The 24508-nt window shown below is 73.4% G+C and carries 22 protein-coding genes and 1 pseudogene; 11 read left to right on the forward strand and 12 right to left on the reverse strand.

Annotated elements, in window-relative coordinates:
- Nucleotides 1-28 precede the first annotated feature (28 nt).
- Nucleotides 29-1498, reverse strand: a complete 1470-nt coding sequence (locus tag AB0C84_RS29500) for a glutamate--cysteine ligase (RefSeq protein WP_361072819.1) — start codon at nucleotides 1496-1498, stop codon at nucleotides 29-31.
- Between the two features lie 160 nt (nucleotides 1499-1658).
- Here AB0C84_RS29500 and AB0C84_RS29505 point away from each other — a divergent pair, with 160 nt between their 5' ends.
- Nucleotides 1659-3002 (forward strand): ATP-binding protein, encoded by a 1344-nt coding sequence (locus AB0C84_RS29505; protein ID WP_361072822.1) that lies wholly within the window; start codon nucleotides 1659-1661, stop codon nucleotides 3000-3002.
- An 87-nt stretch (nucleotides 3003-3089) separates the two neighbouring features.
- On the opposite strand, the gene AB0C84_RS29510 is transcribed toward AB0C84_RS29505, so the two are convergent.
- Nucleotides 3090-3638, reverse strand: coding sequence for a YceI family protein (locus tag AB0C84_RS29510; protein ID WP_179845476.1), 549 nt, complete (start codon nucleotides 3636-3638; stop codon nucleotides 3090-3092).
- Between the two features lie 235 nt (nucleotides 3639-3873).
- On the opposite strand from AB0C84_RS29510, the gene AB0C84_RS29515 reads away from it, so the two are divergent.
- Together AB0C84_RS29515 and AB0C84_RS29520 are read left to right on the forward strand one after the other, a co-directional pair.
- Complete coding sequence (locus tag AB0C84_RS29515) at nucleotides 3874-4677, forward strand: L,D-transpeptidase (RefSeq protein WP_361072825.1); 804 nt, start codon at nucleotides 3874-3876, stop codon at nucleotides 4675-4677.
- Between the two features lie 89 nt (nucleotides 4678-4766).
- Nucleotides 4767-5495, forward strand: a complete 729-nt coding sequence (locus AB0C84_RS29520) for a choice-of-anchor P family protein (RefSeq protein ID WP_258944649.1) — start codon at nucleotides 4767-4769, stop codon at nucleotides 5493-5495.
- A 70-nt stretch (nucleotides 5496-5565) separates the two neighbouring features.
- Here AB0C84_RS29520 and AB0C84_RS29525 read toward each other — a convergent pair whose 3' ends face one another.
- Entirely contained in the window at nucleotides 5566-6537 is a 972-nt protein-coding gene (locus AB0C84_RS29525; protein WP_339155767.1) for a helix-turn-helix domain-containing protein, read from the reverse strand.
- A gap of 93 nt (nucleotides 6538-6630) precedes the next feature.
- Here AB0C84_RS29525 and AB0C84_RS29530 point away from each other — a divergent pair, with 93 nt between their 5' ends.
- Complete coding sequence (locus AB0C84_RS29530) at nucleotides 6631-7449, forward strand: dienelactone hydrolase family protein (RefSeq protein WP_258944647.1); 819 nt, start codon at nucleotides 6631-6633, stop codon at nucleotides 7447-7449.
- A 42-nt stretch (nucleotides 7450-7491) separates the two neighbouring features.
- On the opposite strand, the gene AB0C84_RS29535 is transcribed toward AB0C84_RS29530, so the two are convergent.
- A complete protein-coding gene (locus tag AB0C84_RS29535) occupies nucleotides 7492-8403 on the reverse strand; it encodes a chlorophyllase (RefSeq protein WP_361072829.1) in 912 nt (303 codons plus the stop codon).
- A gap of 102 nt (nucleotides 8404-8505) precedes the next feature.
- Between AB0C84_RS29535 and AB0C84_RS29540 the strand changes: the two genes are divergently transcribed.
- Nucleotides 8506-9075, forward strand: a complete 570-nt coding sequence (locus AB0C84_RS29540) for a TetR/AcrR family transcriptional regulator (protein WP_179845482.1) — start codon at nucleotides 8506-8508, stop codon at nucleotides 9073-9075.
- Between the two features lie 43 nt (nucleotides 9076-9118).
- On the opposite strand, the gene AB0C84_RS29545 is transcribed toward AB0C84_RS29540, so the two are convergent.
- Complete coding sequence (locus AB0C84_RS29545) at nucleotides 9119-9949, reverse strand: alpha/beta fold hydrolase (RefSeq protein WP_361072832.1); 831 nt, start codon at nucleotides 9947-9949, stop codon at nucleotides 9119-9121.
- A gap of 25 nt (nucleotides 9950-9974) precedes the next feature.
- Nucleotides 9975-10523, reverse strand: coding sequence for an RNA polymerase sigma factor SigE (gene sigE, locus AB0C84_RS29550; RefSeq protein WP_258944667.1), 549 nt, complete (start codon nucleotides 10521-10523; stop codon nucleotides 9975-9977).
- Between the two features lie 218 nt (nucleotides 10524-10741).
- On the opposite strand from sigE, the gene AB0C84_RS29555 reads away from it, so the two are divergent.
- A complete protein-coding gene (locus AB0C84_RS29555) occupies nucleotides 10742-12316 on the forward strand; it encodes an acyl-CoA synthetase (RefSeq protein ID WP_361072835.1) in 1575 nt (524 codons plus the stop codon).
- Between the two features lie 128 nt (nucleotides 12317-12444).
- Complete coding sequence (locus AB0C84_RS29560) at nucleotides 12445-14079, forward strand: serine/threonine-protein kinase (protein WP_361072838.1); 1635 nt, start codon at nucleotides 12445-12447, stop codon at nucleotides 14077-14079.
- A 24-nt stretch (nucleotides 14080-14103) separates the two neighbouring features.
- Here AB0C84_RS29560 and rho read toward each other — a convergent pair.
- Nucleotides 14104-15201: pseudogene (gene rho / locus AB0C84_RS29565) on the reverse strand (transcription termination factor Rho); the annotation flags it as partial.
- A 653-nt stretch (nucleotides 15202-15854) separates the two neighbouring features.
- On the opposite strand from rho, the gene AB0C84_RS29570 reads away from it, so the two are divergent.
- Nucleotides 15855-16628 carry an enoyl-CoA hydratase-related protein gene (locus AB0C84_RS29570; RefSeq protein ID WP_258944642.1) on the forward strand — a complete coding sequence of 258 codons (774 nt, stop codon included), beginning with the start codon at nucleotides 15855-15857 and terminating at the stop codon, nucleotides 16626-16628.
- A gap of 17 nt (nucleotides 16629-16645) precedes the next feature.
- Here the strand turns inward: AB0C84_RS29570 and AB0C84_RS29575 are convergent, their stop codons facing one another.
- The 3 genes from AB0C84_RS29575 to AB0C84_RS29585 form a co-directional block, all read right to left on the reverse strand.
- Nucleotides 16646-17533, reverse strand: a complete 888-nt coding sequence (locus AB0C84_RS29575) for a hypothetical protein (RefSeq protein WP_361072842.1) — start codon at nucleotides 17531-17533, stop codon at nucleotides 16646-16648.
- A 64-nt stretch (nucleotides 17534-17597) separates the two neighbouring features.
- Entirely contained in the window at nucleotides 17598-18242 is a 645-nt protein-coding gene (locus AB0C84_RS29580; RefSeq protein WP_179845488.1) for a response regulator transcription factor, read from the reverse strand.
- On the reverse strand, nucleotides 18206-19507 hold the full coding sequence (locus tag AB0C84_RS29585) for a histidine kinase (RefSeq protein WP_361072864.1): 1302 nt from the start codon (nucleotides 19505-19507) through the stop codon (nucleotides 18206-18208). The genes AB0C84_RS29580 and AB0C84_RS29585 overlap by 37 nt, the downstream gene beginning before the upstream one ends.
- A gap of 304 nt (nucleotides 19508-19811) precedes the next feature.
- On the opposite strand from AB0C84_RS29585, the gene AB0C84_RS29590 reads away from it, so the two are divergent.
- Nucleotides 19812-19949 (forward strand): hypothetical protein, encoded by a 138-nt coding sequence (locus AB0C84_RS29590; protein ID WP_361072846.1) that lies wholly within the window; start codon nucleotides 19812-19814, stop codon nucleotides 19947-19949.
- A complete protein-coding gene (gene mca, locus AB0C84_RS29595; protein WP_361072849.1) occupies nucleotides 19946-20794 on the forward strand; it encodes a mycothiol conjugate amidase Mca in 849 nt (282 codons plus the stop codon). Before AB0C84_RS29590 ends, mca begins: the two co-directional genes overlap by 4 nt.
- A 3-nt stretch (nucleotides 20795-20797) precedes the next feature.
- On the opposite strand, the gene AB0C84_RS29600 is transcribed toward mca, so the two are convergent.
- Nucleotides 20798-21640: a polysaccharide deacetylase family protein gene (locus AB0C84_RS29600; RefSeq protein WP_361072852.1), complete on the reverse strand. Its 843-nt coding sequence runs from the start codon at nucleotides 21638-21640 to the stop codon at nucleotides 20798-20800.
- A gap of 501 nt (nucleotides 21641-22141) precedes the next feature.
- Here AB0C84_RS29600 and AB0C84_RS29605 point away from each other — a divergent pair.
- Entirely contained in the window at nucleotides 22142-23593 is a 1452-nt protein-coding gene (locus tag AB0C84_RS29605) for an MFS transporter (protein ID WP_361072854.1), read from the forward strand.
- Here AB0C84_RS29605 and AB0C84_RS29610 read toward each other — a convergent pair.
- Entirely contained in the window at nucleotides 23539-24360 is an 822-nt protein-coding gene (locus AB0C84_RS29610) for a LuxR C-terminal-related transcriptional regulator (RefSeq protein WP_361072857.1), read from the reverse strand. The two genes, AB0C84_RS29605 and AB0C84_RS29610, sit on opposite strands and share 55 nt — an antisense overlap.
- Nucleotides 24361-24508: the final 148 nt, after the last annotated feature.

Consider the following 24508-nt stretch of genomic DNA (forward strand, 5'->3'; position numbering starts at 1 on the left):
GTGTGCGGGAGCTGTGAAGATCTTCGTGTCACCAGGTGTGGACGGGCTCGTTGTCGCGCATGTGCTCGACGTAGGCGCGGGTCATCATGCGCAGGGCGTCGTGGCGGCCGACGCCGTGCTCCTCCTCCAGGGCCCGGACGGTGTCGATCTGCCAGGCGGCCCCGGTCTGGCCGGTGACGCAGCGGCGCTCGATGATGCCGAGGAGGCGGTCGCGGCGGGCGGGGTCGACGCCCCAGCGGTCGAGGCCCTCGTGGGCGAGGGGCAGCAGCTTGCGCAGGATGAGCTCGGCGGCGGGCACCTCGCCCATGCCGGGCCAGTAGAGGGTCGATTCGAGGCCGTCGCGGGCGGCGCGGTGCAGGTTCTCCTCGGCGGTGGCGAAGGACATGCGGGACCAGACGGGGCGGTCCTCCTCGGCCAGCATCCGGACGACGCCGTAGTAGAAGGCGCCGTTGGCGACGACGTCGGCGACGGACGGCCCGGCCGGCAGGACGCGGTTCTCCACGCGCAGGTGGGGGCGGCCCTTCACGACGGCGTAGATCGGACGGTTCCAGCGATAGATCGTTCCGTTGTGGAGGGAGAGCTCGCCGAGCTCGGGGATGCCGCCCTGGTCGAGCACCTCGCGGGGGTCCTCGTCGTCGCACAGCGGCAGCAGCGCCGGGAAGTACCGGGCGTTCTCCTCGAAGAGGTCGAAGACGGAGGTGATCCAGCGTTCGCCGAACCACACCCGGGGCCGGACGCCCTGCGTCTTCAGCTCGTCCGGGCGGGTGTCGGTGGCCTGCTCGAACAGGGTGATGCGGGTCTCGTGCCAGAGCCGGTGCCCGAACAGGAACGGGGAGTTGGCGCCCATCGCCACCTGCGCGCCCGCGATGGCCTGGGCCGCGTTCCAGTACGCGCCGAACTCGTCCGGGCTCACCTGCAGGTGGAACTGGACGCTGGTGCAGGCCGCCTCGGGGATGATCGTGTCGGTGTGCATGCGCAGCGGCTCGGGACCGTCGATGGCGATGCGCATCTCCTCCCCCCGCGCGGCGAAGATCTGGTCGTTCAGCATCTTGTAGCGGGCGTTGGACGACAGGGTCTCCTCGCCGATGTCGGTCCGCCGCAGGGTCGGCAGGATGCCGATCATCACGAGCCGGCCGCCGACCTCGCGGGCCCGGTCGTCGGCGTGCGCGAGGTGGTCGCGGACCTCCGTCTCCAGGGCTCCGGTGCCCTCGCCGCCGAGTTCGCGGGGCGGGATGTTGATCTCCAGGTTGAACTGGCCCAGCTCGGTCGCCCACGCCGGGTCCGCGATCGCCTTGAGCACGTCCGCGTTGCGCATCAGCGGGTCGCCGAGCGAGTCGATCAGGTTGAGCTCGATCTCCAGGCCTATGTGGGGGCGCTCGAAGTCGAACTGGGATTCGCCCAGCATCCGGGCCAGTACGTCGAGGCACCTGCGCACCTTGTCGCGATACCGCCGCCGGTCCTCGCCGCTGATGGCGACCGAAGCCACGTCCCTGCCCATGTGTGTCCGTCCCTGTACTCCGGAGGGAATCGTCATAAAACGGGATGTCCCAGGAGGCGAAGGTGAAAACACTGCGTGCAATTTCGGGCTCCCCGTTTCGTGACCGGCCGGTAGCGTGTGTCGTCCTGCCGGGAGACCGGTACGTCGTCATGGAGGGCCCATGCGCATGCGCCCCCGGTCGATCCGGGCCAGGGACACGCTCGTCGCCGCCGTGATCGCCGTACTGGTGCTCGGGGTCACCGCGATCGGCGCGGACGTCGCCGTGCGCAGCGCCGTCAAGGCGGAACTGCTGCGCCGGACGCAGGTGGACGCCCGGCGCGTCAGCGGCGGCGTCCGCGACGGGACGCTGGAGGGCGCGATCCGCGACGAGTCCGGCGGCCGCGTCATGATCCAGGTCGTCGAGCCCGGCGGGCGGGTGACGAACGCCACACCGGGCGCTACGGACAGGCCCCCGGTGAGCAGACTCTGGCCGCCGAGCAACATGCGGGTCCAGGACTTCACCCGGTGCCGCGGCCGGTGGCCGGACCGCGAGTGCTTCGTGGCCGAGGCCATCCGCGTGAGCACCGCGCCCGACTCCGTCGTCGTGTACGCGGCCGCGCGCCAGCCGGCCTACCTGGTGAACGGGCTCCTGGAGGGGGTGCTCGGCTCGGGCGTGCTGCTGCTGGCCGCCGTCGCCGCGGGGATCACCTGGCGCGTCGTCGGGCGCACGCTCGGCCCCGTCGAGGCGATCCGCGCCCAGCTCGCGGAGATCAGCGCCACCGACCTCAGCCGCCGGGTGCCGCAGCCGCCGGGCCAGGACGAGATCGCGCAGCTCGCCCGCACCGCCAACGAGACGCTGGACCGGCTGGAGCGGGCCGTCGCGCGGCAGCGGCAGTTCGCCTCCGACGCCTCGCACGAGCTGCGCACCCCGATCGCCGGGCTCCGGGCCAACCTGGAGGACGCCTCCATGCACCCGGAGGACAACGACCTGCGGGGCGTCATCGCCTCGGCGCTGCGCGACACCGACCGGCTGGAGTCGATCGTCACCGACCTGCTGCTGCTCGCCCGCATCGGCACCGGCGGGAGCGCCGCGCAGGAGCCGATCGACCTGGCCGCGCTCGCCGGCGCCGAGGTCCGCCGCCGCTCCTCCGAGCTGGAGATCGTCACGGAGCTGACCCGCGGCGTCGTGGTGCGCGGGGTGCGCATGCAGCTCGTCCGGCTGCTGGGCAACCTGCTCGACAACGCCGAGCGCTACGCCGGGTCGTGCGTGACGGTGCGGGTGGGCAGGCAGGACGACCGGGCGCTGCTCGTCGTCACCGACGACGGCATCGGCGTAGCGCCCGCCGACCGGGAGCGCGTCTTCGAGCGCTTCACCCGCCTGGACACCGCGCGCAGCCGCGGCGCCGGCGGCGCCGGGCTCGGCCTCGCGATCGCCCGCGAGATCGCCCGGGCGCACGGCGGGACGCTGCGGATCGAGGACCACCCGTCCGGCGCCCGCTTCGCCCTGCGCCTGCCGCTGGAGTAGCGCCTCGGCCTGCCGGCGGGGCGGTCCTGCCCCTGGAAAGCGGAAAGGCCGCCCGGTATCGGGCGGCCTTTCCGGCAGCGGGGACGCTCAGGCGCGGACGGCCTGGATCTCCAGCTGGATGTCGACCTTGTCGCCGAGCAGGGCCTTGTCGCCCGCCAGCGGGATGTTGAACTCGATGCCCCAGTCCTTGCGGTTGATCGTGGTCGCGGCGGAGAAGCCGGCGCGGGTGCCGCCCCACGGGTCCTCGCCGACGCCGTTGTACTCGACCGTCAGGGTGATCGGACGGGTGACGTCCTTGATCGTCAGCTCGCCGTCCAGGAGGTACTCGCCGTCCTGCGCGCGGACGCCCTTGGTCGTGAACGTCATGGTCGGGTGGTTCTCCACGTCCAGGACGTCGGAGGTCCGCACGTGGGCGTCGCGGTCGGCGTGGCGGGTGTCGATCGAGGCGACCTGGATCTGCGCCGCGGCGGTGGACTCCGACAGCTCCTCGGCGATCTGCACGGACCCGGTGAAGTCGGTGAACGTCCCGCGCACCTTGGTCATCAGGTGCCGGATCACGAAGGTGACCTCGGAGTGGGCGGGGTCGATGTTCCAGGTTCCGACGGTCAGCTCGGGGGCGACGGCGGCGATGCTCATGGGGTCTCCTGTCCAATGCTTGAAACTTCAACGAACTCGTCGAAGGTTAGTTGAGGGTTCAAACAGATGTCAATCCCCGCTTGTTCCCGGCAGTGCCGTACCGGCGGAAGGCGGTGGTGAAGCACGGATCGCGACTAGTTCTCCACACCGTGCAACCTCTCCGGGCCCTCGCGCGTAGAGAGCGGGCACAGAGACGAGCCGGAGCCCCTCTCCGGCGGGAGCACTTGGAGTCTTCGTGAACGACGAACCACCGCGAGCCGCCGGGCGGACGGCCAGAACGGCCCTGACGGCGGCACCGGCCCTGCTGGTGACGGCCCTGATCGTGACCGGTTGCGGCGGAGGGCACAAGGGGGCGTCCGCCGGCGCGGCCCCTGCCGGCGGCAAGGAGAAGCTGCCCGAGGCCACCACGTACACGACGCTGAACGACCTGCCGCGGGACGAGGCCCCGTCCGCCAAGAGCGACGGGACCGTGGTGCACCCGAACGACGCGGTCCCGGTGTCGGCGAAACCGGGCGCGCCCGCCGTGGCGGAGCTGCCGAGCACCCAGCTCAAGGGCCCGACCTGGGTGCCCGTCGTGGAGAGCCGCCCCGGCTGGCGTCGCGTGCTGCTGCCGAGCCGCCCGAACGGCGTGACGGGCTGGATCCCCGACTCCGGCCTGAAGTCCGCGCGCAGCTCCAGCGCCGTCAAGGTGGACCTCGGCGACAAGAAGCTGACCCTGTCCCAAGGCGGTCGCCAGGTGGGCTCGTGGTCCGTGGCGATCGGCGCGCCGAAGACGCCGACGCCCACCGGACGGACGTTCATGCTCGCCTCCCTCGCCCCCGCGAAGCCCACGTTCAGCCCGCTGGTCCTGCCCGTCGGCGCGCACTCGGCCACCCTCGACACCTTCGGCGGAGGCCCCGGGACGGTCGCGTTCCACGGCTGGCCGTCGAAGTCGGTGTTCGGCAAGGCCGTCACGCACGGCTGCGTACGGGTGCCCGCCGACGCCCTGAACAAGCTCGCCAAGGTCCCGCTCGGGACGCCCGTCCAGATCACGGACTGACGGTCCCGCGTTCCACCCCCGGCCGTACGGCCGGGCCGCACGACCCCCCACCCCATCCCCGCGATCACGAACCCCCTGAGGAGAGAACCGTGCGTTTGCAGGCACTCACCAAGTGCGCGGCCGTCGCCGGCGCGCTGGCCCTGCCGTTCGCCCTGTCCGCCGCCCCCGCCTCCGCCTCCCCGGGCGGCGCCGGCTCGGCGGTCGCCATCGCCGCCACCGGCACCGTCGTCGTCCCGCCGACGTCCTCGGTGGCCTCCGCGGCGCAGCGGCCCACCAGCAAGAGCGTGGCGGAACTGCCCGCCAACCCGCTCGTCCAGGCGCGGCTGCTGAACGGCTCCGCCTGGGCCGGGCACGGCCGCGCGTCCGTCGCCGACCTGCGGGTCGCCAAGCTCGGCCTGTCCGCCCACGCCGTCTCCGCCAAGTGCGAGAACGGCAACGGGGTCTCCCACGTGGTGGGCGCGACGCTGGGCACCCGGGCGCTGAAGGTCGGCGCGACGCCCAACACCACCGTCACCACCGACCTGAAGGGCCTCGGCAACGTCACGGTCACGCTGAACAAGCAGGTCCGCGGGCACGACGGGAACCTCACGGTCACGGCCATCGAGGTGTCGGCGACCCTGGCGGGGAAGACGCAGACGATCAGCATCGCGTCCGCCAGCTGCGGAAAGAGCGGCCAGCCGGGCCAGCCGGGCCAGCCTGGCCAGCCCGGTCAGCCGTCCCAGCCCTCCCAGCCGGGCCAGCCCTCGTCGCCCGCGACCCCGCCCGGAGAGGCCCCCGCCCCGACCCCGGTCCCCGGTGACCTCCCGGTGACCGGCTGAGCCGAACCGTCCCTCACATGAGGCCGGGGTCCGCGTGGCGCGCGCGGACCCCGGCCTTTCCCGTGGGCCGTCAGCCGATGGGACGCCCGAAGGTCACGCGGTAGTCCTTCGGGCGCCGCCCGGTGAGCTTGGCGAAGAGGGCGGAGAACGTCCCGGGGTCCCGGTAACCGACCGCGGCGGCGATGGCGGCGACCGTCCTGTCCGTGGTCTCCAGGAGGTGGCGGGCGCGGCGGACACGCGCCGACTGGAGGTACTCCAGCGGGCTCTGGCCCGTCTCCTGCGCGAAGCGCCGCAGCAGCGTCCGGGTGCTGACGTTGAAAGCGTCCGCCAGCCCGGCGAGGTCGTACCGGGCGGCGAGGTTCTGGTCGAGGTGCCGCATGACCCGGCGGGAGAAGTCGTGCCCGGGCCGCGGGAGGAGCCGGGCGTCGACGTACGGGGCCTGGGACGAGCGGGCGTCGTCCACGAGCGCCATCCGCGCGGTCGCCCGGGCCACGCCGGTGCCGCTGTGCCGGCGGACCAGTTCCAGGGCGAAGTCGTACATGGCGCTGAACGCCGCCGTGGTCGTCACTCCCGCGTCGGTGACGACCAGGAGGTCCGGCCGGACGTCGGCGGACGGGCAGCGTCTGGCCAGCTCGTCCGCGAACAACCACGCCGTCGTGGCCCGGCGCCGGTCGAGCAGCCCGGCCGCGGCGAGCAGGAACGCGCCGACGCAGATCGAGACGACCGCGCCTCCCGCGGCGGCGTGCGAGCGGACGGCCGCGAGCTCCGGGGCCAGCCCCGCGAGCTTCGCGTCCACGTCGAGGCCCGCGTGGAGCTCGAACCCGGGCACGACGAGGACGTCGACCTCGCGGAGCGGGGAGGCGGCCAGCGCCACGCCCCCGGAGGCGACGACGCGGCGGCGCGGCGACACCACCGACACCTCGTAGCCGGCGCGGTCCGGGCCGGCGACGTGCCCGGCCATCGTCAGCAGGTCGGGGACGCCGAACACCTCCGACGCGAAACAGCCCGGATAGGCCAGCACCCCCACCCGCAACGCACCCATGCCCGCCTCCCGTCCGCTCGGTGGCGAGATTACCCCCGAACATGGCGATCCGGCCTATCCCGGCGCAGGCCGCCGCCCCGCCACGCTGTCCTCATGAACACTGACAGCGGGCGCCTTGATGATGCGATCGCCGACTTCTCGCGGCGGCAGGTGGACGTGGACGGGGTGGTGAAGACGGTCTACGTCGCGGGCGCCGGCCCGGCCGTCGTGCTGATGCCCGAGATGCCGGGCATCAGCCCGGACGTCCTGCGGCTGGCGCGGTGGGTGCGGGACGCGGGCTTCACCGTCCACGTCCCCTCGCTCTTCGGCCGTGACGGCGCCTATCCGACTGTCGAGGACGGGGAGCGGATCGTTCGCCGGGCGTGCGTGAGCGCCGAGTTCCGAGCCTTCGCCGGGGGCGGCACCAGTCCCGTCACGGCGTGGCTGCGCGGGCTCGCCCGGCAGGCCCACGCCGAGTGCGGCGGGCCGGGGGTCGGTGCGATCGGGCTCTGCTTCACCGGGAACTTCGCCCTGACCATGGCGCTCGAACCGGCGGTCATAGCGCCGGTCGTCAACCACCCGTCACTGCCGCTGGACGACCCCGCCGGCCTGGAACTCGGCGACGACGACGCCCGCGCGCTCAAGGAGCGCGTCGCGCGCGACGGCCTGACCGTCCTCGCCTACCGCTTCGACAACGACCGGTGGTGCACGGGTCAGCGGTTCGCCGCCTACCAAGCTCTGCTCGGGGACGCCTTCGACGGACGCGTGCTCCCGGGCGGCGTCGCGAACACCGACCCGCCGCCGTTCTTCCGCGACGTGGTCGCGACTCCTCACAGCGTCGTCACCGCGCACCTCGTGGACGAGGACGGCCACCCCACGCTCCAGGCCAGGGACGAGATCCTCACCTATCTGACCGACCGCCTGAAGCCCTAGAGGCCGTTTTCCCCGAGATCGCGACGGAGCGGTCCGGCCGGGCTACTTGCTGGAGATGCTCCACGCGCCTTCGCCGGCCGCGGCGGCGTCGCCGAAGGCGGTCCACGCGGCGTCGTCGACCTTGAAGGCGTCGAGGAGGTAGGCGGAGATCGCGTCGGCGACGAGGACGACGCGGGCGGGGTCCTCGTCGGTGGTCTCGGCGACCGCCTCGCCGGCGACGCCGCCCAGGGTGTGCTCGCCCTCGGCGACGACGAGCAGGCTCTTCGGGGACGGGCTGAGGCGGTAGGCGTCGGTGAACCACTCCGGCCCCCGGGTGGAGAGCCGCGACCGGTCCTCGTCGCCCGCGACGACCAGGGCCGGAGCGGTCATGGTGGAGTAGTCCGGCCTCATGAACGGAAGGTGTTCGGCGGCGAAGGGGGTGAGCGAGTCGCCGGTCCCGGTCGCGGCGATCAGCGCGCCGGCCGAGACCGCGGGGTGGGAGAAGTCCTCTCCGGGGACGCCGTCGGCGTCGAGCACGCGCGCGCCGAGGATCGCGCCGGCGGTCTGGGCGCCCCAGGAGTGGCCGGCGACCGCGATGCGCTCGCGGTCGACGCGGGCCTCCAGGCCGCCGGCCTGGGCGAGGATGTCGCCGAGGCCGTCGAGGATCGCGTGAAGGTCGGAGATCCGGACGCGCCAGACCGTGGCGAAGCGCGGGTCGTCCCAGCCGATGGCGTTGCGGCGGGAGTCCAGGTGGGTGGGCTGCACCACGAGGAATCCGGCCGCGGCCCACCGGTCGACGAGGGGCTCGTACGCGTCCAGGGACCATGCGTTGCCGTGGGAGAACACGATGACCGGCAGGTTCCGGCCCGACATCGGGGCGGTGACCTTCACCTGCAGGTCGATGCCGCGGCCGGGCGCGGGGACGGTGATGGGCTTGACCGAGACGATCCGCTGGTCGAGCTGACGGTGGGACATGGGAGACCTGCGCTTCCTCCGGGGATCGCTCTGCCATACTTTGGCGGAGCGTTGTTCCGCCAAACTAGCGGAACATTGTTCCGCGAGCAAAAGGAGGATCCCGTGCCGGAACCGGCCGGAGTGCGCCGAGCACAGGCGCAGCGCACCCGCAGCGGCGTGCTGGCGGCCGCGGCGGCGGTCTTCGTGGAACAGGGCGTCCAGGCCCCCGTCCGCGACATCGCCGAACGCGCCGGCGTCGGCGTCGGCACGATCTACCGGAACTTCCCGACCCGGGCGGATCTCGTCACCGCCGTCTACCGGCACCAGATCGACACGGCCACCGCACTCGCCCCCCGGCTCCTGGAGGAGTCGGCCTCCCCGTTCACCGCCCTGACCCGCTGGGTGGACGCGTTCGTCGAGTTCCTCGTGACCAAGCACGGCCTCGGAGCCGCCCTGGGGTCCGGTGATCCAGGGCTGGAGAACCTCCACGCCCTGATGCTCGACACCCTGGTCCCGGCCTGCGCGACGTTGCTCGACGCATGCGCCGCCGCCGGCGAACTCGGCCCCGAGGTCTCCGCCTACACGCTCATGCGCGCCATCGGCAACCTCTGCATCACCGGCCCCGACTACGGCCAGGCCGACGCCAGGCGCATGGTCGCCACCCTCCTCGCCGGATGCCGGCGCGAGGCATGAACCGGGCCCGCCGATCGCTCCGGGGCCGCCGTCGGAGAACGGCCTAGGACGCGGCGGCCTCGGGACGGGCGCCGCGGAGCGGGTGCGCGCTGCCTTCCAGCAGGACCTTCGCCACGAGGGCGGGGTCGTCGGCCATGGGGACGTGGCCGCAGCCCTCCAGCCAGACGAAGCGGGCGCCCGGAAGGCGGCGCTGGGCGCGGATGGCCTGGCTGCGCAGGAGCAGGCGGTCCTTCGTGCCCCAGGCGATGGTCACGGGGACGTCGGCGCAGGAGCCGAGGAACCGGGTGGAGCGGCCCGCGCGGAGGGTGGGTTCGAAGCCCGGGGCGTCGCGCATGGCGCGGGCGTCCCCCGTGAGGGTCTCGATGTCCATCAGGTCGGGACGGCCGTAGATCATGCCGAACATGAGCGTGCGGCGGCGCGGGGAGCGGGCCAGCCGGGTGAGGAACGTCTCGGGGACGCGGGCGCCGAACCGCGACGCGCGCAGCACCGACATGCCGTAGCGGAACTCCAGGCTGTTGAAGAAGCCGGCCGGGGACAGGGCCGTCGCCGAGCTGGCGAGGCCGCGGTCGGCGGCTTCGAGGGCGAAGAGGCCGCCGAGGGAGTTGCCCGCGATGTGCGGGCGGTCCAGGCCGAGGGCGGCGAAGGCGTCCGCGAGGGCGGAGACGGCCGCGTCGAGGGTGTAGGGGGTGCCGTCGGGCAGCGGCGGGGAGTCGCCGAAGCCGGGCAGGTCGACCGCGAGAACCTCGCGTTCGGCGGCGAGCAGGTCCATGACCGGTGCCCACCCCTGGCGGCGGTGGCCGATGCCGTGCAGCAGGACGAGGGGCGGCCCCTCGCCGCGGCGCTCGTAAGCGATGTTCACCCGCGCGTTGTCCACGGGCGAAGGGTAGGCCGGAAGTTACTCAGCGGTCACTAGTGATGCTCGTCACGGCGCACTCGGCGGGACGGCGGTGCTCCAGGGCGGTGCGCAGCTGCGCGCGGCCCCGGTGGATGCGCGAGCGGACGGTGCCGAGCTTGACGTTCAGCGACGCGGCGATCTCCTCGTACGACAGGCCCTCGATGTCGCACAGGACGACCGCGGCGCGGTACTCGGGGGCGAGGCCGTCGAGCGCCTTCTGGATGTCGTGGTCGAGGTGCCGCTCGTCGTAGGCCTGCGCGGGGCTCGGCTCGCGGCCCTGCAGGCGCTCGGCGGCGTCGTCGCCGAGGGAGTCGAACCGGATGCGCTGCTTGCGGCGGGCGCGGTCGAGGAACAGGTTCGTCGTGATCCGGTGCAGCCAGCCCTCGAACGTGCCGGGACTGTAGGAGGACAGGGAGCGGAAGACCCGGATGAAGACGTCCTGGGTCAGGTCCTCGGCGTCGTGGCGGTTGCCCGTCAGCCGGTACGCCAGCCGGAACACCCGGGTCGAGTGCTCGCTGACGATCTGCTCCCACGTCGGCGGGGTCCACGCCATCGCACCTGCGCTCACCACTACCCCCGTCTGATACTCAATCGTTACGGCCAAGCATGCCGGTACCCAGATAAGAGCCGTGTAAGAACCTTGAGCGTGGCCGGATCAGGCACGTGAGATGTGACTCATCTCATTGGACCGGATGTCGACAAGGATTGAGTCGGCGCCGGTCCGCATGGAGGATCGGGGGCAGTCCCCACCCCGACACGCGAGGACGTGGCATGGCGCGAAGCTACAACCTGGCCGACCTGCTCGAGATCCTGGCCGCGGCGGGGCCGGACCGCCCCGCGCTGGTGGCCGGCGCGGAGCGGCGGACGTACCGGCAGCTCAGCGAGCGGGCGAGCCGGGTCGGGCACCATCTCGCGGAGGCCGGGGTCCGGCCGGGCGAGCACGTGGCGATCCTCGCCTACAACCGGGCCGAGTGGATCGAGGCGATGCTCGGCATCTTCAAGATCCGCGCGGTGCCGATCCCGGTGAACTTCCGCTACGTCGCCGCCGAGCTGCGCCACGTCCTGGCCGACTCCGACTCGGTGGCGCTGGTCGGGGAGCGCTCGCTGCTGGCCAAGGTGGAGGAGATCCGCGGCGAGCTGCCCGCGCTGCGGCACGTCGTCGTGCTGGAGGACGGGTCCGAGGCCGAGATCCCCGGCGCGGTCGAGTACGAGAAGGCGCTCGCGGGCGCCGCCTCCGGCGACGACTTCCCCGAACGCTCCGGCGACGACCGCTACATCATGTACACGGGCGGGACGACGGGCTATCCGAAGGGCGTCGAGTGGCGCTGCGAGGACATCTTCTTCGGCGCGCTCGGCGGCGGGAACGTCCTCGGCGACCCCATCGGCAGCCCTGAGGAGCTGGCCTCCAACGCCGACCAGCCCGCGATGGCCGTGCTCGACTGCGCGCCCGTCATGCACGGCGCCGGCCAGTGGGTCGCGTTCATGGGGTTGTTCAGCGGCGCCAAGGTCGTCCTTTACACCGACCACGTGTTCGACGCGGACAGGGCCCTGCGGCTGCTCGCGGACGAGCAGGCGAACGTGATGATGCTCGTCGGCGACGTCATGGCGCGCCCGGTCGCGAAGGCGCTCGCCTCCGGCGACCACGACACGTCCTCACTGATGGCGATCGCGTCCGGCGGGGCGCCGCTGACCGAGGGCGCGAAGGACGCGCTCCGGGAGCACCTGCCGAACATCATGTTCCTCGACAACTACGGCGCGTCGGAGACCGGTGCGTGCGGCCCGTCCGTCGGCGCCAAGGAGGGGACGGCCCGGTTCATGATGAAGCCCGGGATCACCGTCCTCGACGACGACCTGAACGTCGTGCGGCCCGGCGAGATCGGCAGGCTGGCCCGAAGCGGCCACATCCCGCTCGGCTACTACAACGACCCCGCCAAGACGGCGTCGACGTTCTTCACCGCCGCGGACGGGACGCGCTGGTCGGTGCCCGGCGACTTCGCGAGCCTGGAGGAGGACGGGACGATCACGCTGCTCGGCCGCGGCTCCCTGGTGATCAACACGGGCGGCGAGAAGGTGTACCCGGAGGAGGTCGAGGTCGCCCTCAAGGACCATCCCGCCGTGGAGGACGCGGTCGTCGTGGGCCTGCCGGACGAGCGGTTCGGCCAGCGCGTCGCGGCCGTGGTCGCCCCGCGCCCGGGTGCGTCGGTGACCCTTGAGGATTTGACCGAATATTGCCGCGAACGTCTTGCCGGCTACAAGCTTCCGCGGCAGATGACCCTGGTCGACGAGGTACAGCGAACTGCGGTCGGGAAGTCCGATTACAAGTGGGCCAGGAGTGTGCTCGCGTAGAGTTTTGGTAAAGTCACCGTGTGTGGGTTATACCACGCCCGGGCACTTTTTCTCCGGCGGCCGCCAGTCAAGAATCAATTGATGGCGAGGGAGCGTGCCTTGGGCGCGTTCCGGCGAATAACCGCCCCATGAGTGGGGATCGGCTGATACCGCTCGCGCGCCGGTATCGCCTGCTCTCTGTCGTCGGCAGAGGCGGCATGGGCACCGTCTGGCGGGCGTACGACGAGATGCTCGACCGGGACGTCGCGGTCAAGGAGGTGCACCTCCCCCCGCGCATCACCGAGAGCGAGCGCAGGGTGATGTGCAGGCGCCTGTTCTCCGAGGCCCGCGCGACCGCGGCCCTGCGCCATCCCGGCGTCGTCGCCGTGCACGACCTCATCATCGAGGACGGCCGCCCCTGGATCGTCATGGAGTTCCTGGAGTCGTGCTCCCTGCACAGGCTCGTCACGGAGGACGGCCCGCTCGGCGTGCGCCGCGCGGCGGAGATCGGCGCGGCGGTCCTGTCGGTGCTCCGCGCGTCGCACGCGGCGGGCATCCTGCACCGCGACGTCAAGCCCAGCAACGTCCTGCTGTGCGACGACGGGCGGGTCCTGCTCAGCGACTTCGGCCTCGCCGTCCACACCGGGAAGGGCGCGCAGCCGGCCGACACCCTGCTCGCCGGGATCGAGGGCTCTCCCGCCTACCTCCCGCCGGAACGGGTGAACGGCCTGCCGAGCGTGGAGGCGTCCGACCTCTGGTCGCTCGGCGCGACGCTTTACACGGCGGTCGAGGGGTTTTCACCTTTCCTGCGCTGCCACGCTCTCGCGTCGATGGTGGCGGTTCTTCTGGGCGACTATGCGCGCCCTGTGCGGGCCGGGCCGCTGGCTTCGGTCATCGAAGGACTGCTGCGGCAGCGGCCGGAGGACAGATTGACGGCCGAGGCCACCGCGGAAATGTTGGAAAGGGTCATCGGAACGGCCCCCGAACCTGGTTTCACCCGCGCGCCGGTACCGCATCCCCGCCGTTTCTCCGTGCACCGCACCGCCCTTCGGCGCCGCGTTCCGTGGGCGCTCAGCGCCGCCTGGGTGCCGAGGGACGCGCCGAGGGCGCCGGTCCCGCGCGGCCCGCGGGTCCCGTGGACGCTGCGCGGCGGCAGGCCGCCCGGCAAACCGCCGTGCGGCTCGCGGCAGGCGGGGTGGCGCGTCCCGGCGATGCCGTCGCGGCGGCTGCGGCCCGGGACGGTCGTCAGCGTGGCGCTGCTCGCGGCGCTCGCGGCCGGGGCGGGCACCTGGACGGCCCGGTGGACGTCGATCGGCAAGGGCGACGCGGTGGCGCTGCGGCCCGCGGCGGGCGTGTCGGCGAAGACGGCGAAGTATCACGAGGCGGGCGCCTACTCGGTGCGGGTGCCCGTGGGCTGGCAGGCGGAGCGCCGCGGCAGCGTGATGACCTGGAAGGACGCCGGCACGGGACGGGGGCTGCGCATCGCCCCGGCCCCCGGCGACCCGCTGACCGGGCTGCGCGCCGAGGAGCGCGGCGCCGTGGCGGGGCACCGCTATCCCGGCTACCAGCGGCTGCGGCTGGAACCGGTGCCCGAGGTCATCGACGGCGCCGCCGAATGGGAGTTCACCTGGCGGGACGGTGTGCACGACGCCGTCCGGCACGTGCTGTGCGGCCGTGCGGCCGGGTACGAGTTCTGCTTCCACGCGCCCGACCCGGAGTGGACGCCGGGCCAGCGCCTCTACGACCGGATCCTCAGGTCGTTCAGGCCGGAGAACGGTGGCTGAGCCCCGGCCGGATCGCGGGGCCGGTCAGGTCGTCTGCTGGAGGCGCAGGAGGAACTCGGCGTTGGAGGAGGTGCCCTTCATCTTCTCCAGGAGCTGCTCGACGGCCGCCTGCTTGTCCAGGCCCTGGAGGGCGCGGCGCAGGCGCCAGGAGAGGGCGAGCTCCTCGGGGGACATGAGCAGCTCGTCGCGGCGCGTCCCGGACGCCTCGATGTCGACGGCGGGGAAGACGCGGCGGTCGGCGAGGCCCCGGTCGAGCTTCAGCTCCATGTTGCCGGTGCCCTTGTACTCCTCGAAGAAGACGTCGTCCATGCGGGACCCCGTCTCCACCAGCGCGGTGGCGAGGATGGTGAGCGAGCCGCCGTTCTCGATGTTGCGGGCGGCGCCGAAGAACTTCTTCGGCGGGTAGATCGCGGTCGTCGCGACGCCGCCGGCGAGGATGCGGCTGCTGGAGGGCGCCGCGAGGTTGTAGGCGCGGCCGAGCCGGGTGATCGAGTCGAGCAGCATCACGACGTCGTGGCCCTGCTCGACGAGGCGCTTGGCCCGCTCCACGGCGAGCTCGGCGAGCGCGGTGTGGTCGCGCGCGGGCCGGTCGAAGGTCGAGTGGATCACCTCGCCGCGCACGGTCCGCTGCAGGTCGGTGACCTCTTCGGGCCGCTCGTCGATGAGCAGGACCATCAGGTGCACTTCGGGGTTGTTCTCCGCGATCGCGTTCGCGACGGCCTGGAGCACCATGGTCTTGCCGACCTTCGGCGGCGACACGATGAGCCCGCGCTGCCCCTTGCCGATCGGCGCGACCAGGTCGATGACGCGGGTCGCGAGCGGGCCGGTGTCCAGGCGGAGCCGCTCGTCGGGGAACAGCGGGGTCAGCGCGCCGAACTCGGGCCGGTTCGCCGCCTCGGCCACCGGGAGGCCGTTCACCGTCTCGACGCGGGCGAGGGTGGGGGAGTCGCCCCGGCCCTGCTTGGGCGCCCTGGCGAAGCCGGCGACCACGTCGCCGGGACGCAGGTGGTGCGCCCTGACCTGGGTGAGGGAGACGTGCACGTCCTCCGGGCCGGCGAGGTAGCCGGACGTGCGGACGAAGGCGTGCTTGTCCTGGAGGGACAGGAGGCCGTGGAAGGGGACGGTCGGAGCGTCGTCGGCCGGGCGCCGCTGCTGCTGCCGCCCGTCCTTGCGGGCGCTCTGCGCGGACACGGCGTGCGCGCCGCGTGCGGGGGCCTTGCGGCCTGACGCGGGTTCTGTTTCGAGGGTGGGGGCGGACATACGTGTCCCTTCTCAGGCTGGCGCGCGGCGGGCGGCGCCGCCCGGGGTCGAAGTCCGCGTACGGCGGCGGAACCCGCGGCGCGTACGCGAGAGGAATGCGAAGGATGCAGCTCGGTCCACCGGGCTGACGTCGGCTCCCTTGTGCGGTGGCCCCGCACGCCGTGTGCGTGCCGGACCGAAACTCACCGGGCGCTCAGATGGCCCGGGCGGGGAAGGGACGTCCTCGACGCGAGTCGTGATAGTCCAAGGACGTTGCCTCGACAGTACAGCAATCGAGGGCGCTTTCGCATTCCCCCGGTTCGGTGACGGCTTTCACGCGGATGTCCTCCTGCGTCCGTCCGGTGCCGCGGCGTCCCCCGACCCGCGTCCCCGGTGCTCCGTGCTCACGGTGGTTATGACTATCGAACCGGCCTCCGGGTTCCGGCGACCCTCCGGCGGCACCTCCGGCGGCCCGTCGCCGGGCCCCGGGCGGCGGGCGAATACGATGAGCCGCGCTGCGCGGGCGAGGGAGGACGATGGGCGAGGGGCTGCGGTTCGAGGCGTCCGGGGGCGTCGGGACGGTCACGATCGACCGGCCGGCCAAGCGGAACGCCATGTCGGCGGACATGTGGCGGGCGCTGCCCGGCATCCTGGACGGGTTCGCCGCCGATCCGGACGTCCGGGTCGTGGTGCTGACCGGGGCGGGCGGGAACTTCTGCGCGGGCGCCGACATCTCCGAGCTGGACGACATCCACCGCGACGACGACTCGCACCTGTCGACGGTCGCCGAGCGGGCGCTCGCCGCGTTCGGCAAGCCGACGCTCGCCGCGATCGAGGGGTACTGCGTGGGCGGCGGCTGCCAGCTCGCGGCCGCCTGCGACCTGCGCTTCGCGGCGCGGGGCGCGCGGTTCGGGATCACACCGGCCAGGCTCGGCATCGTCTACCCGGCGGCCGCGACGGCGCGGCTCGTCGGGCTGGTGGGGCCGTCGGCGGCGAAGTACCTGCTCTACTCGGCCGATCTGGTCGACGCCGCGCACGCGCTGCGCATCGGGCTGCTGGACGAGGTCGTCCCCGAGGGCGGCCTGCACGACCGCGTCGCCGAGTTCACCGCGACCCTCGCGTCCCGGTCCCTGCTCACCCAGCAGGCGACCAAGGACATCGTGGACGCCATCGTCGCCGCGGGCCCGGTCGAGGAGAAGACGCGGCGGTGGCTCGCCGAGGTCGCCGCGAGCGGGGAGGTCGAGGAGGGCATCGCCGCGTTCCTCGAACGCCGAGCGCCCGAGTTCCCCTGGAAGGCTCCCCTGCGGTAGCGGCCGCCTGGTGACGGTCAGGCGTTGAGCGCCGGCCAGGCGGACACGTCGCAGAAGCGGCTCTCGGGGAGGCGGTGGAGGCGCCGGGCCGCGGCGTCCGGGTCGCCGAGCAGCCCGGCGGCGTCGGGGCGGCGCAGCTCGGCGAGCGGCAGCACCCCGCACACCAGCGACTCCGGCGTCCGCACCATGAGCAGCGGCCCGATCCGCGCGCCGCCCCGGTCGACGTCGCGCAGCGCGCCAAGAAGGGCCCGCGCGGGGCCGGTGGACTCCGCGCAGTGCTCGCGCAGCGCGGCCGCGAGGTCGATGAAGTCGAGTTCCAGGGCACGCGGGCTGCGTCCGGACAGGTAGTAGCGGTCTTCGTCGGTGAGTTCGACGTGCAGCCCGTGGTGCTCGGCGAACCGCTCGAAGGGGCCGGTCAGCGCCGGGCGCGCCTCGGCGGGCGCGACGGCGAGGCACCCGGTGACCATGTCGGCGGGTTCGGCGCCGAGGGACGCGGCGGCGGCCTGGTCGAGCCGCCGGGCGAGGTGGCCGCGGAGCTCGGCCGTCTCGGCGGCCAGCCGCTCGACGGCCGCCCGCTGCTCCTCGGCGGCCTCCCGCTGCTCGCTCAGCCGGCCGCTCACCTCCGGCACCAGCCGGTCGTTGATCTGCGTGACGAGCGACCGGATCCGGGCGTCGGCCTCGCCGAACGCCGCGCGGTCGCTCTCCTGGTCGGCGGCGAGCCGGTCGAGGCGCTCGCGCTGGGACGCGCGGAACTCCTCCAGCTCGTCCCGGGTCCCCTTGAGGGCGCGCAGCTGCGTGCGGATGTCGGCGACCTCGGGCGCGCCCGGCGTCCGCCCGCGCTCGAACGCCAGGTACAGCTCCCGCCCGGCGATCGCCAGGCACAGCAGAACCAGAACCACCGTCATAGCGCCCTCCCCGGGCCCGCTCGCGGGGCAGACTACGCCACCGCCGCGCCCGGCGGCCCGCGACTCAGCGGTTGAGGTAGGCCAGGACGGCGAGGACGCGGCGGTTGTCGTCGCCGGTCACGGGCAGGTCGAGCTTGGCGAAGATGTTCGCCGTGTGCTTGGTCACCGCGCGCTCGGTGACGACGAGCCTCTCCGCGATCGCCGCGTTGGAGCGCCCCTGCGCCATCAGCTCCAGGACCTCGGTCTCGCGCGGGGTGAGGCGGCCGAGCGGGGTGTCGCGGGTGCCCCGGGCCACGAGCCGGGAGATGACCTCGGGGTCCATCGCGGTGCCGCCCGCGGCGACCCGGCGGACGGCGTCCACGAACTGCGCCGCGTCGAACACCCGGTCCTTGAGCAGGTAGCCGATCGCGCCGGTGCCGTCGGCGAGCAGCTCGCGGGCGTAGAGCTGCTCGACGTACTGCGACAGGACGAGGACGGGCAGCCCCGGGACCTGCCGCCGCGCCTCCAGCGCCGCCTGGAGGCCCTCGTCGGTGAAGGACGGCGGCAGGCGCACGTCGACCACCGCCACGTCCGGGCGGTGGTCGAGCAGTGCCTTCAGCAGGGACGGGCCGTTGTCGACGGCCGCCGCGATCTCGAAGTCGTGCGACTCCAGGAGGCTGACGAGACCCTCCCTCAGGAGGGCGAGGTCTTCGGCGAGGACAACGCGCACGGCAGCTCCATGGTCACGATCGTCGGGCCGCCCACGGGCGAGCTGAGGGCGAGGACGCCGTCGAATGTACCGATCCGCCGCTCGATCCCGCGCAGCCCGGAGCCGCCTTCCAGGGTCGCGCCGCCGCGGCCGTCGTCGGTGACGGTGATCCGCAGCATGCCGTTCTCGTGCCGCATGTCGATCCAGACGCGGGACGCTCCGGAGTGCTTGGCCGCGTTGGTGAGGATCTCCGACACCGCGAAGTAGGCGGCGGACTCCACCGGCGGCTCGGGCCGCGAAGGCAGGTCGGCGGAGACCTCGACGTCCAGCGGGTGGTCGAGCGCGAGGGCCCGGACGGCGTCCCCGACGCCGCGGTCGGCGAGCACCGGCGGGTGGATGCCGCGGACGAGGTCGCGCAGCTCGTGCAGCGCCTTGGCCGACGACGCACGGGTCTCGGCGAGCAGGATGCGGGCCTTCTCCGGGTCCCGGTCGAGCAGGTGCTCGATCGCGCCGAGGCTCATCCCCATCGCCACGAGCCGGGCCTGCGCGCCGTCGTGCAGGTCGCGCTCGATGCGGCGCAGTTCGGCGGCGGAGGCGTCCACGGCCTCCGACCGGGTCTCGGTGAGGTGCTGGACGCGCAGCGCCAGCTCCGACTTGCGCGTCGGGCCGAGGATGGCGCGGCCCCAGTGCCCGTAGGCGGTCAGCATCTTCGGGCCGATGGCGTACCCGAGGGCGATGCACGCGGTGGCGACGATCACCGTGGAGACGACCCGTCCGGTGTCGCGGCCGTACCCCTCGGTGACGTGGATGTAGGTGTACCAGTCGCTGCCGCCGTAGTGCCCGATCATGTCGCCGGCGAAGGCGGCGAGCACGTACCCCCACACTCCGTACAGGATCAGCAGCCCGGGCAGCGCCGCGGTGAACACCGAGACGATCGGGTCCGCGAGCGCCCACAGGTAGTCGCGCCAGGTGGCCGGGTCGCTGATCAGCGCGACGAACCGCTTGAGCACGCCGCCGATGCCGGGCTCGCGCTCCGGCTCGGGCAGGTACGGCCGCGCGATCTGGACGTCGGTCCACCGGTTGATGCGGACCCGGTACGCGTCGAGCCGCTCGCGCAGCAGCATCGTCGCGGACGGGAACAGCAGCACCCCGACGAAGCTCGTGATCATCGAGACGACCGTGATGAACCACAGGCCGACGAGCGTCGCGGGGATGGCGAGCAGCCAGAGGGCCAGCCCGCGCCAGGGCGCCCTCACATGCCGTTGCAGCCGTGTCTCTTCCACCAGTCCACCGTTCACCGGAGCCTCCGCGGGTCGCTTGCCTTCTGGAGTCCAGTCTTCTGGCGGCGCCCTCGCAGCACAGTGTGCCCGCAACCCGAGCATGAGGTGTACCTGAGTACACCCCTGCCCGGGCTCTCATAACTAGAACGAACATAAAAATGGGCTTGACCAACTCGGTGTGTCGAAGCTAATTTTAGGCTCGACCTATTGACTGGAGGACGTTCCATGACCGCACCCGTCCGCGCCCCGGCGGCGCGGCGACCGGACGTCGCGGTGCCGCTGCCGGCCGGAACGGCGCTCGTGGCCGGTCATGCCGCGCACGCCCTGCGCTCGGGACGGCCGCCCGCCCGCCGCCGCCTACGGCCACACCTTCTGGTGGGCGGTCGCCCTGTCCGCCCTGACCCTCGTTCCCGCCCTCTTCTACCCGTCCCGGAAGGAGAACCGATGAGGTTCCGGCTGCTCAGCGTGCACGCGCACCCCGATGACGAGTCGAGCAAGGGTGCCGCCACGCTCGCGAAGTACGCGGCCGAGGGAGCGGACGTCATGGTCGCGACCTGCACGGGAGGGGAGCGCGGGGACGTGCTCAACCCCGCGATGGACCGGCCCGGGGTCCGGGCGGACCTGCCGGCGATCCGGCGGGCGGAGATGGAGGCGGCGCGCCGGATCCTCGGCATCCGGCAGCGGTTCCTCGGCTTCGTCGACTCCGGCCTGCCCGCCGCCGGTGAGCCCCTCCCGGACGGCTGCTTCGCGCGGACGCCTCTCACCGAGGCCGCCCGCCCGCTCGTGGCGCTGATCCGCGAATTCCGTCCCCACGTGGTCGTCACCTATGACGAGACGGGCGGCTACCCCCACCCGGACCACATCAGGACGCACGAGGTGACGGCGGAGGCGTTCGACGCGTCCGCCGACCCGTCCCGCTACCTGGGGACGGGCGAGCCGTGGCGGCCCGGCAAGCTCTACTACCAGGGCGCCTTCTCGAAGGAGTGGTTCCAGGCGCTGCACGACGGGATGACCGGGCGCGGCCTGGAATCGGCCATCGGCCCAGTGCTCGCCGCATGGCCGGACACCGCGCCCAGGCTCGACATCACCACCCGCGTCCCCTGCGCGGACTACTTCGCCGTCCGGGATGAGGCGCTGCTCGCGCACGCCACGCAGATCGACCCGAACGCGGGTTTCATGGCCCACCCGCGCGACGTCGAACGCGCCGTCTGGCCGACCGAGGACTATCACCTCGCCCGTTCCAGCGTGGAGACGGAACTGCCCGAGAACGACCTCTTCGCGGGTCTGCGCTGACGCTCAGAGGGCGACGAAGGTCAGGCCGCGCTTCTTCATCTTCGGGATGACGGTGTCCAGGGCCTTGAGCGTCTGGGAGCGGTCGCCGCCCCCGTCGTGGCACAGCATGATGTTGCCGGCCTTGCCCTTCATGAGCGTGCGGCGGATGTGGCCGACGCCCGGACGGGCCCAGTCGCGCGGGTCGACGGCCCAGTCGATCGGCAGCATGTCGTGCTCGGCCACCGTCTCCAGGATCGACTTCGTCCACGCGCCGCCGGGGGAGCGGAAGAACTGGGGGACGACGCCGGTCACGTCGGCGATCCGGTCGTGCGCCTCCACGATCTCCTTGCGGACCCGCTTCTTCGACATGTTCGCGATGTAGATCGGGTGCGTCTCGGTGTGGTTGCAGATCTGGTGCCCGGCGTCGGTGATGCGGCGGGTGAGCTTGGAGAACTCCTTCACCTGCTCACCGATGACGAAGAACGTCGCGTGGATCTGGTGCTCGGCCAGCAGGTCGAGCACCCGGGGCGTCCACAGGGGGCTGGGGCCGTCGTCGATGGTGAGGGCGATCGACTCGGCGGGCGGCGGGGGAGACAGCTGCGACAGCTCGCGGACGGGCGTCTCCAGCGCGGTGAGCTTCGCCGGCGTCCACGGCGCGGGCCGGGGCGTCGGGGTCGGGGTCGGGGTGGGCGTCGGGGTCGGATGGATGACCGGGCGCGCGCGGGGGGTCGGCGCGGCCCACGCGGGCTCCCCCGATCCGTGCGGCGGACGCGCGCCGTCCGCGCCGAGCGCGGCGAGACCGGCGGCCGCCCCCATCAGCCAGAGTGCTTTGCGGCGAGATGTCCAACCTGAGTCCTCAACCTCCACAAGTCCCACGCTATCGGGGTTTTGGGGGGGTAGGAGGCCGCTCCGGGATCACAATCGGCTCACCCGAGTGGTCCGATTTCGGGCGCGAGCACGGAGCCGCAGGTCGGGCCACTGCCGGCGGCCGAGCGGCCTTCCTCGTCCGACCTGGGACAGGCCGTCCGGAGGGGTGTCGCGGCCCACGCGCGGCGCCGTGCGGACGGCGACGACGGTGCCGGCGGAGGTGTTACCGTCTTCAGTGCGATTCGGGGGCCGGACGTCCCTGCCCGGGAACGAGGCGGGACGGCCGAGCGAGCACGGCCCGGCGCAGCCGGCGTGCGGTGACCGTTACCAGGCAGTGCGCCGCGGGGGCCGATCTGTACTGGACGACGCCCACGCCGCTGACCCCGTCGCCGGGTCGATCCGACGAAGACCGCGCGGCCCCGCGGTGTTCACCGGCCCTGGGAACCCACCCGCCGGCCCGCTCCACTGCAACCCGGTGGCGGCGGCCGGGGTTGGTCCCCCATGTCCTCCGTCTCCGCGCCCGCGATGGGCGAACCCCCGGCCCCGGGCCCCCGGCGGCCCGGCCTCATGCTCGCGGTGCTGCTCGCCGGGCAGTTCATGGTCAACGTCGACATCGCGGTCGTGAACGTCGCCGGTCCGTCCGTCAGGCAGGATCTGCGGCCGTCCGGCGGCGCCCTCGAACTGGTCGTCTCCGGGTACACGCTGGCGTACGCCGTCCTGCTGGTGACCGGCGCCCGGCTCGGGCAGGCCCGCGGCCACCGGCGGATGTTCCTGCTCGGGCTCGGCGCGTTCACGGCGGCCTCGCTCGCGTGCGGGCTGGCCCCGTCCACCGGCGCGCTCGTCGCCGCGCGGCTGGCGCAGGGGGCGGCCGGGGCGCTGATGGTGCCGCAGGTCCTGTCGGGCATCCAGCTCCATTTCACCGGCCCGGCGCGGGCGCGGGCGCAGGGGCTGCTCGCGGTGGCGCTGTCCGGCGGCGCGGTCGCCGGACAGGTGCTCGGCGGCGTGCTGGTCTCGGCCGACGTGGGCGGGCTCGGCTGGCGCCCGGTCTTCCTGGTCAACGTGCCGGCCGGGATCGTGCTGCTCGCGGCCGGCGCCCGGCTGCTGCCGGCGGACGCGCCCGGCCGCGGCGCGCGCCTCGACCTCGGCGGGGCGGCCCTGCTGTCGGCGGCGGCGCTGCTGGCGGTCGTTCCGCTGCTGTTCGGGCGCGAGGCGGGCTGGCCGCCGTGGACGTGGGCGTCGCTCGCGGCGTGCGTGCCGGTGGCCGCCCTGTTCGTCAGACGGCAGCGCCGCGTCGAGTCCCCGCTGCTCGCCCTCGGCGTGCTGGGCCGCCCGGTCGTGGCGTGGACGCTCGGCGCCCTCGGCGCGGCCACCGGCACCTTCTACGCGATGATGTTCGTCCTCGCCCTCTACCTCCAGGACGGCCTGGGCCGCAGCGCCCTGTTCTCCGGTCTGGTCCTCGTGCCCTGGGTCGCCGCGTTCGGGATAGCCGGGCCGCTCGTGCCGCGCCTCCCCGCCCGCCTGGCCGCCCGCGCGCCCATCGCCGGCTACCTGCTGCTCGCGTCGGTGTACGCCACGGCGGGGCTGACCCGCGCGGACGGTGCGGCGCTCGCCGCCCTGCTCGGGTTCGGGGGGCTCGGCCTCGGCTTCGGGTTCGCGCCGCAGCTCGGGCGGCTGACGGCGCATGTCCCGGACCGGCACGCGGCCGACCTCAGCGGCCTGGTCAACATGAACTTCCAGCTCGCGGGCGTCGCGGGCGTCGCCGTCTTCGGCACCCTGTACCTCGGCGTCCCCGGCGGCCACGGCCCGGCGTTCACCGCCGTGATGCTCGGCTTCGGCGGGACGGCGCTCGCCGCGGCCGCCGCCTCGTTCGCGGGGCACCGGGCGGCGCGGCGCGAGGATCAGGGGAGCAGCCCGGCGCGGCGGGCGGCGGTCACGGCCTCCAACCGGGTGTGACTGTCGAGCTTGCGCATCGCCGACCGCAGGTAGCTCTTCACCGTCTCCGGCAGCAGCCCGAGCCGCTCGGCGGCCTCGGCGTTGGTGCAGCCGATCGCGACGTAGGACAGGACGTCCAGCTCGCGGGGCGACAGGACGGGGCGCGGCGCCCCGGACGGCTCGTCCAGCCCGGCCGCCGCGAGGCGCAGCGACGCCTCCCGCAGCCGGTCGCGGGTCGGCAGGTCGCGGACCCGCTCGGCCAGGGCGCGCAGTTCGGCGTGCACCGCCCGGACCTCCTCCCAGCGCGCCGCCGACGTGCCGGGCGGCGTCCGCGCCAGCGCCTCGTCCGCCCGGTCCTGGACGGCGAGGTCCTGTTCGAGGTCGCGGGCCGCCTCCACGGCCGCGCCCACGACGCGGTCGGCGAGCGACAGCGGTTCCCGCAGCGCGCCGTAGAGGACGCCGCGGACGCGGCGGCGCACGACGATCGGGACGGCGACGATCGACAGCAGCCCCTCGCGCCCGACCGGCTTGTCGTAGTCGTGGCTGATCGACGCCGAGCACGGGTAGTTGCTGACCCACGCGGGACGTCCCATGGCCATAGCCTTGCCGCCGAGCCCGTTGCCCTGGCGCACCACGAGCCCGGTCAGCGAGTCCGTCGTGTTGCCGACCAGCTCGGTGATCACCAGCCGGTCCTGGCCGCTGAGGGCGCCCCCGAACACCATGGGCAGGCCGGTCGTGCGCTGCAGCGTCAGCACCGCCGACCGGACGGCCCCCACGTCATCGCCCATGCATCGAGGATGCCCTGCGTGCCCCCCGCCCCGAAAGTGGCGGGGCCGACGAACCTCGGCCACGCGCGCGAACGCGTGACCTGGCCGGTGGAGCGAGGCCGGAGGCGAGCGGAGCCGGGCAGATCGCGAAGCGATGCCGCGTTCGCCC

Source organism: Actinomadura sp. NPDC048955 (genome assembly GCF_040649435.1).
Classification (GTDB): domain Bacteria; phylum Actinomycetota; class Actinomycetes; order Streptosporangiales; family Streptosporangiaceae; genus Spirillospora; species Spirillospora luteofluorescens.

Excerpts from the sequence above, each read along its gene's own strand:
- AB0C84_RS29500 (WP_361072819.1), bottom strand. The coding sequence starts at position 1,498 with ATGGGCAGGGACGTGGCTTCGGTCGCCATCAGCGGCGAGGACCGGCGG.
- AB0C84_RS29505 (WP_361072822.1), top strand. The coding sequence starts at position 1,659 with ATGCGCATGCGCCCCCGGTCGATCCGGGCCAGGGACACGCTCGTCGCC.
- AB0C84_RS29510 (WP_179845476.1), bottom strand. The coding sequence starts at position 3,638 with ATGAGCATCGCCGCCGTCGCCCCCGAGCTGACCGTCGGAACCTGGAAC.
- AB0C84_RS29525 (WP_339155767.1), bottom strand. The coding sequence starts at position 6,537 with ATGGGTGCGTTGCGGGTGGGGGTGCTGGCCTATCCGGGCTGTTTCGCG.
- AB0C84_RS29530 (WP_258944647.1), top strand. The coding sequence starts at position 6,631 with ATGAACACTGACAGCGGGCGCCTTGATGATGCGATCGCCGACTTCTCG.
- AB0C84_RS29535 (WP_361072829.1), bottom strand. The coding sequence starts at position 8,403 with ATGTCCCACCGTCAGCTCGACCAGCGGATCGTCTCGGTCAAGCCCATC.
- sigE (WP_258944667.1), bottom strand. The coding sequence starts at position 10,523 with ATGGCGTGGACCCCGCCGACGTGGGAGCAGATCGTCAGCGAGCACTCG.
- AB0C84_RS29555 (WP_361072835.1), top strand. The coding sequence starts at position 10,742 with ATGGCGCGAAGCTACAACCTGGCCGACCTGCTCGAGATCCTGGCCGCG.
- AB0C84_RS29560 (WP_361072838.1), top strand. The coding sequence starts at position 12,445 with ATGAGTGGGGATCGGCTGATACCGCTCGCGCGCCGGTATCGCCTGCTC.
- AB0C84_RS29570 (WP_258944642.1), top strand. The coding sequence starts at position 15,855 with ATGGGCGAGGGGCTGCGGTTCGAGGCGTCCGGGGGCGTCGGGACGGTC.
- AB0C84_RS29575 (WP_361072842.1), bottom strand. The coding sequence starts at position 17,533 with ATGACGGTGGTTCTGGTTCTGCTGTGCCTGGCGATCGCCGGGCGGGAG.
- AB0C84_RS29590 (WP_361072846.1), top strand. The coding sequence starts at position 19,812 with ATGCCGCGCACGCCCTGCGCTCGGGACGGCCGCCCGCCCGCCGCCGCC.
- mca (WP_361072849.1), top strand. The coding sequence starts at position 19,946 with ATGAGGTTCCGGCTGCTCAGCGTGCACGCGCACCCCGATGACGAGTCG.
- AB0C84_RS29605 (WP_361072854.1), top strand. The coding sequence starts at position 22,142 with ATGTCCTCCGTCTCCGCGCCCGCGATGGGCGAACCCCCGGCCCCGGGC.
- AB0C84_RS29610 (WP_361072857.1), bottom strand. The coding sequence starts at position 24,360 with ATGGGCGATGACGTGGGGGCCGTCCGGTCGGCGGTGCTGACGCTGCAG.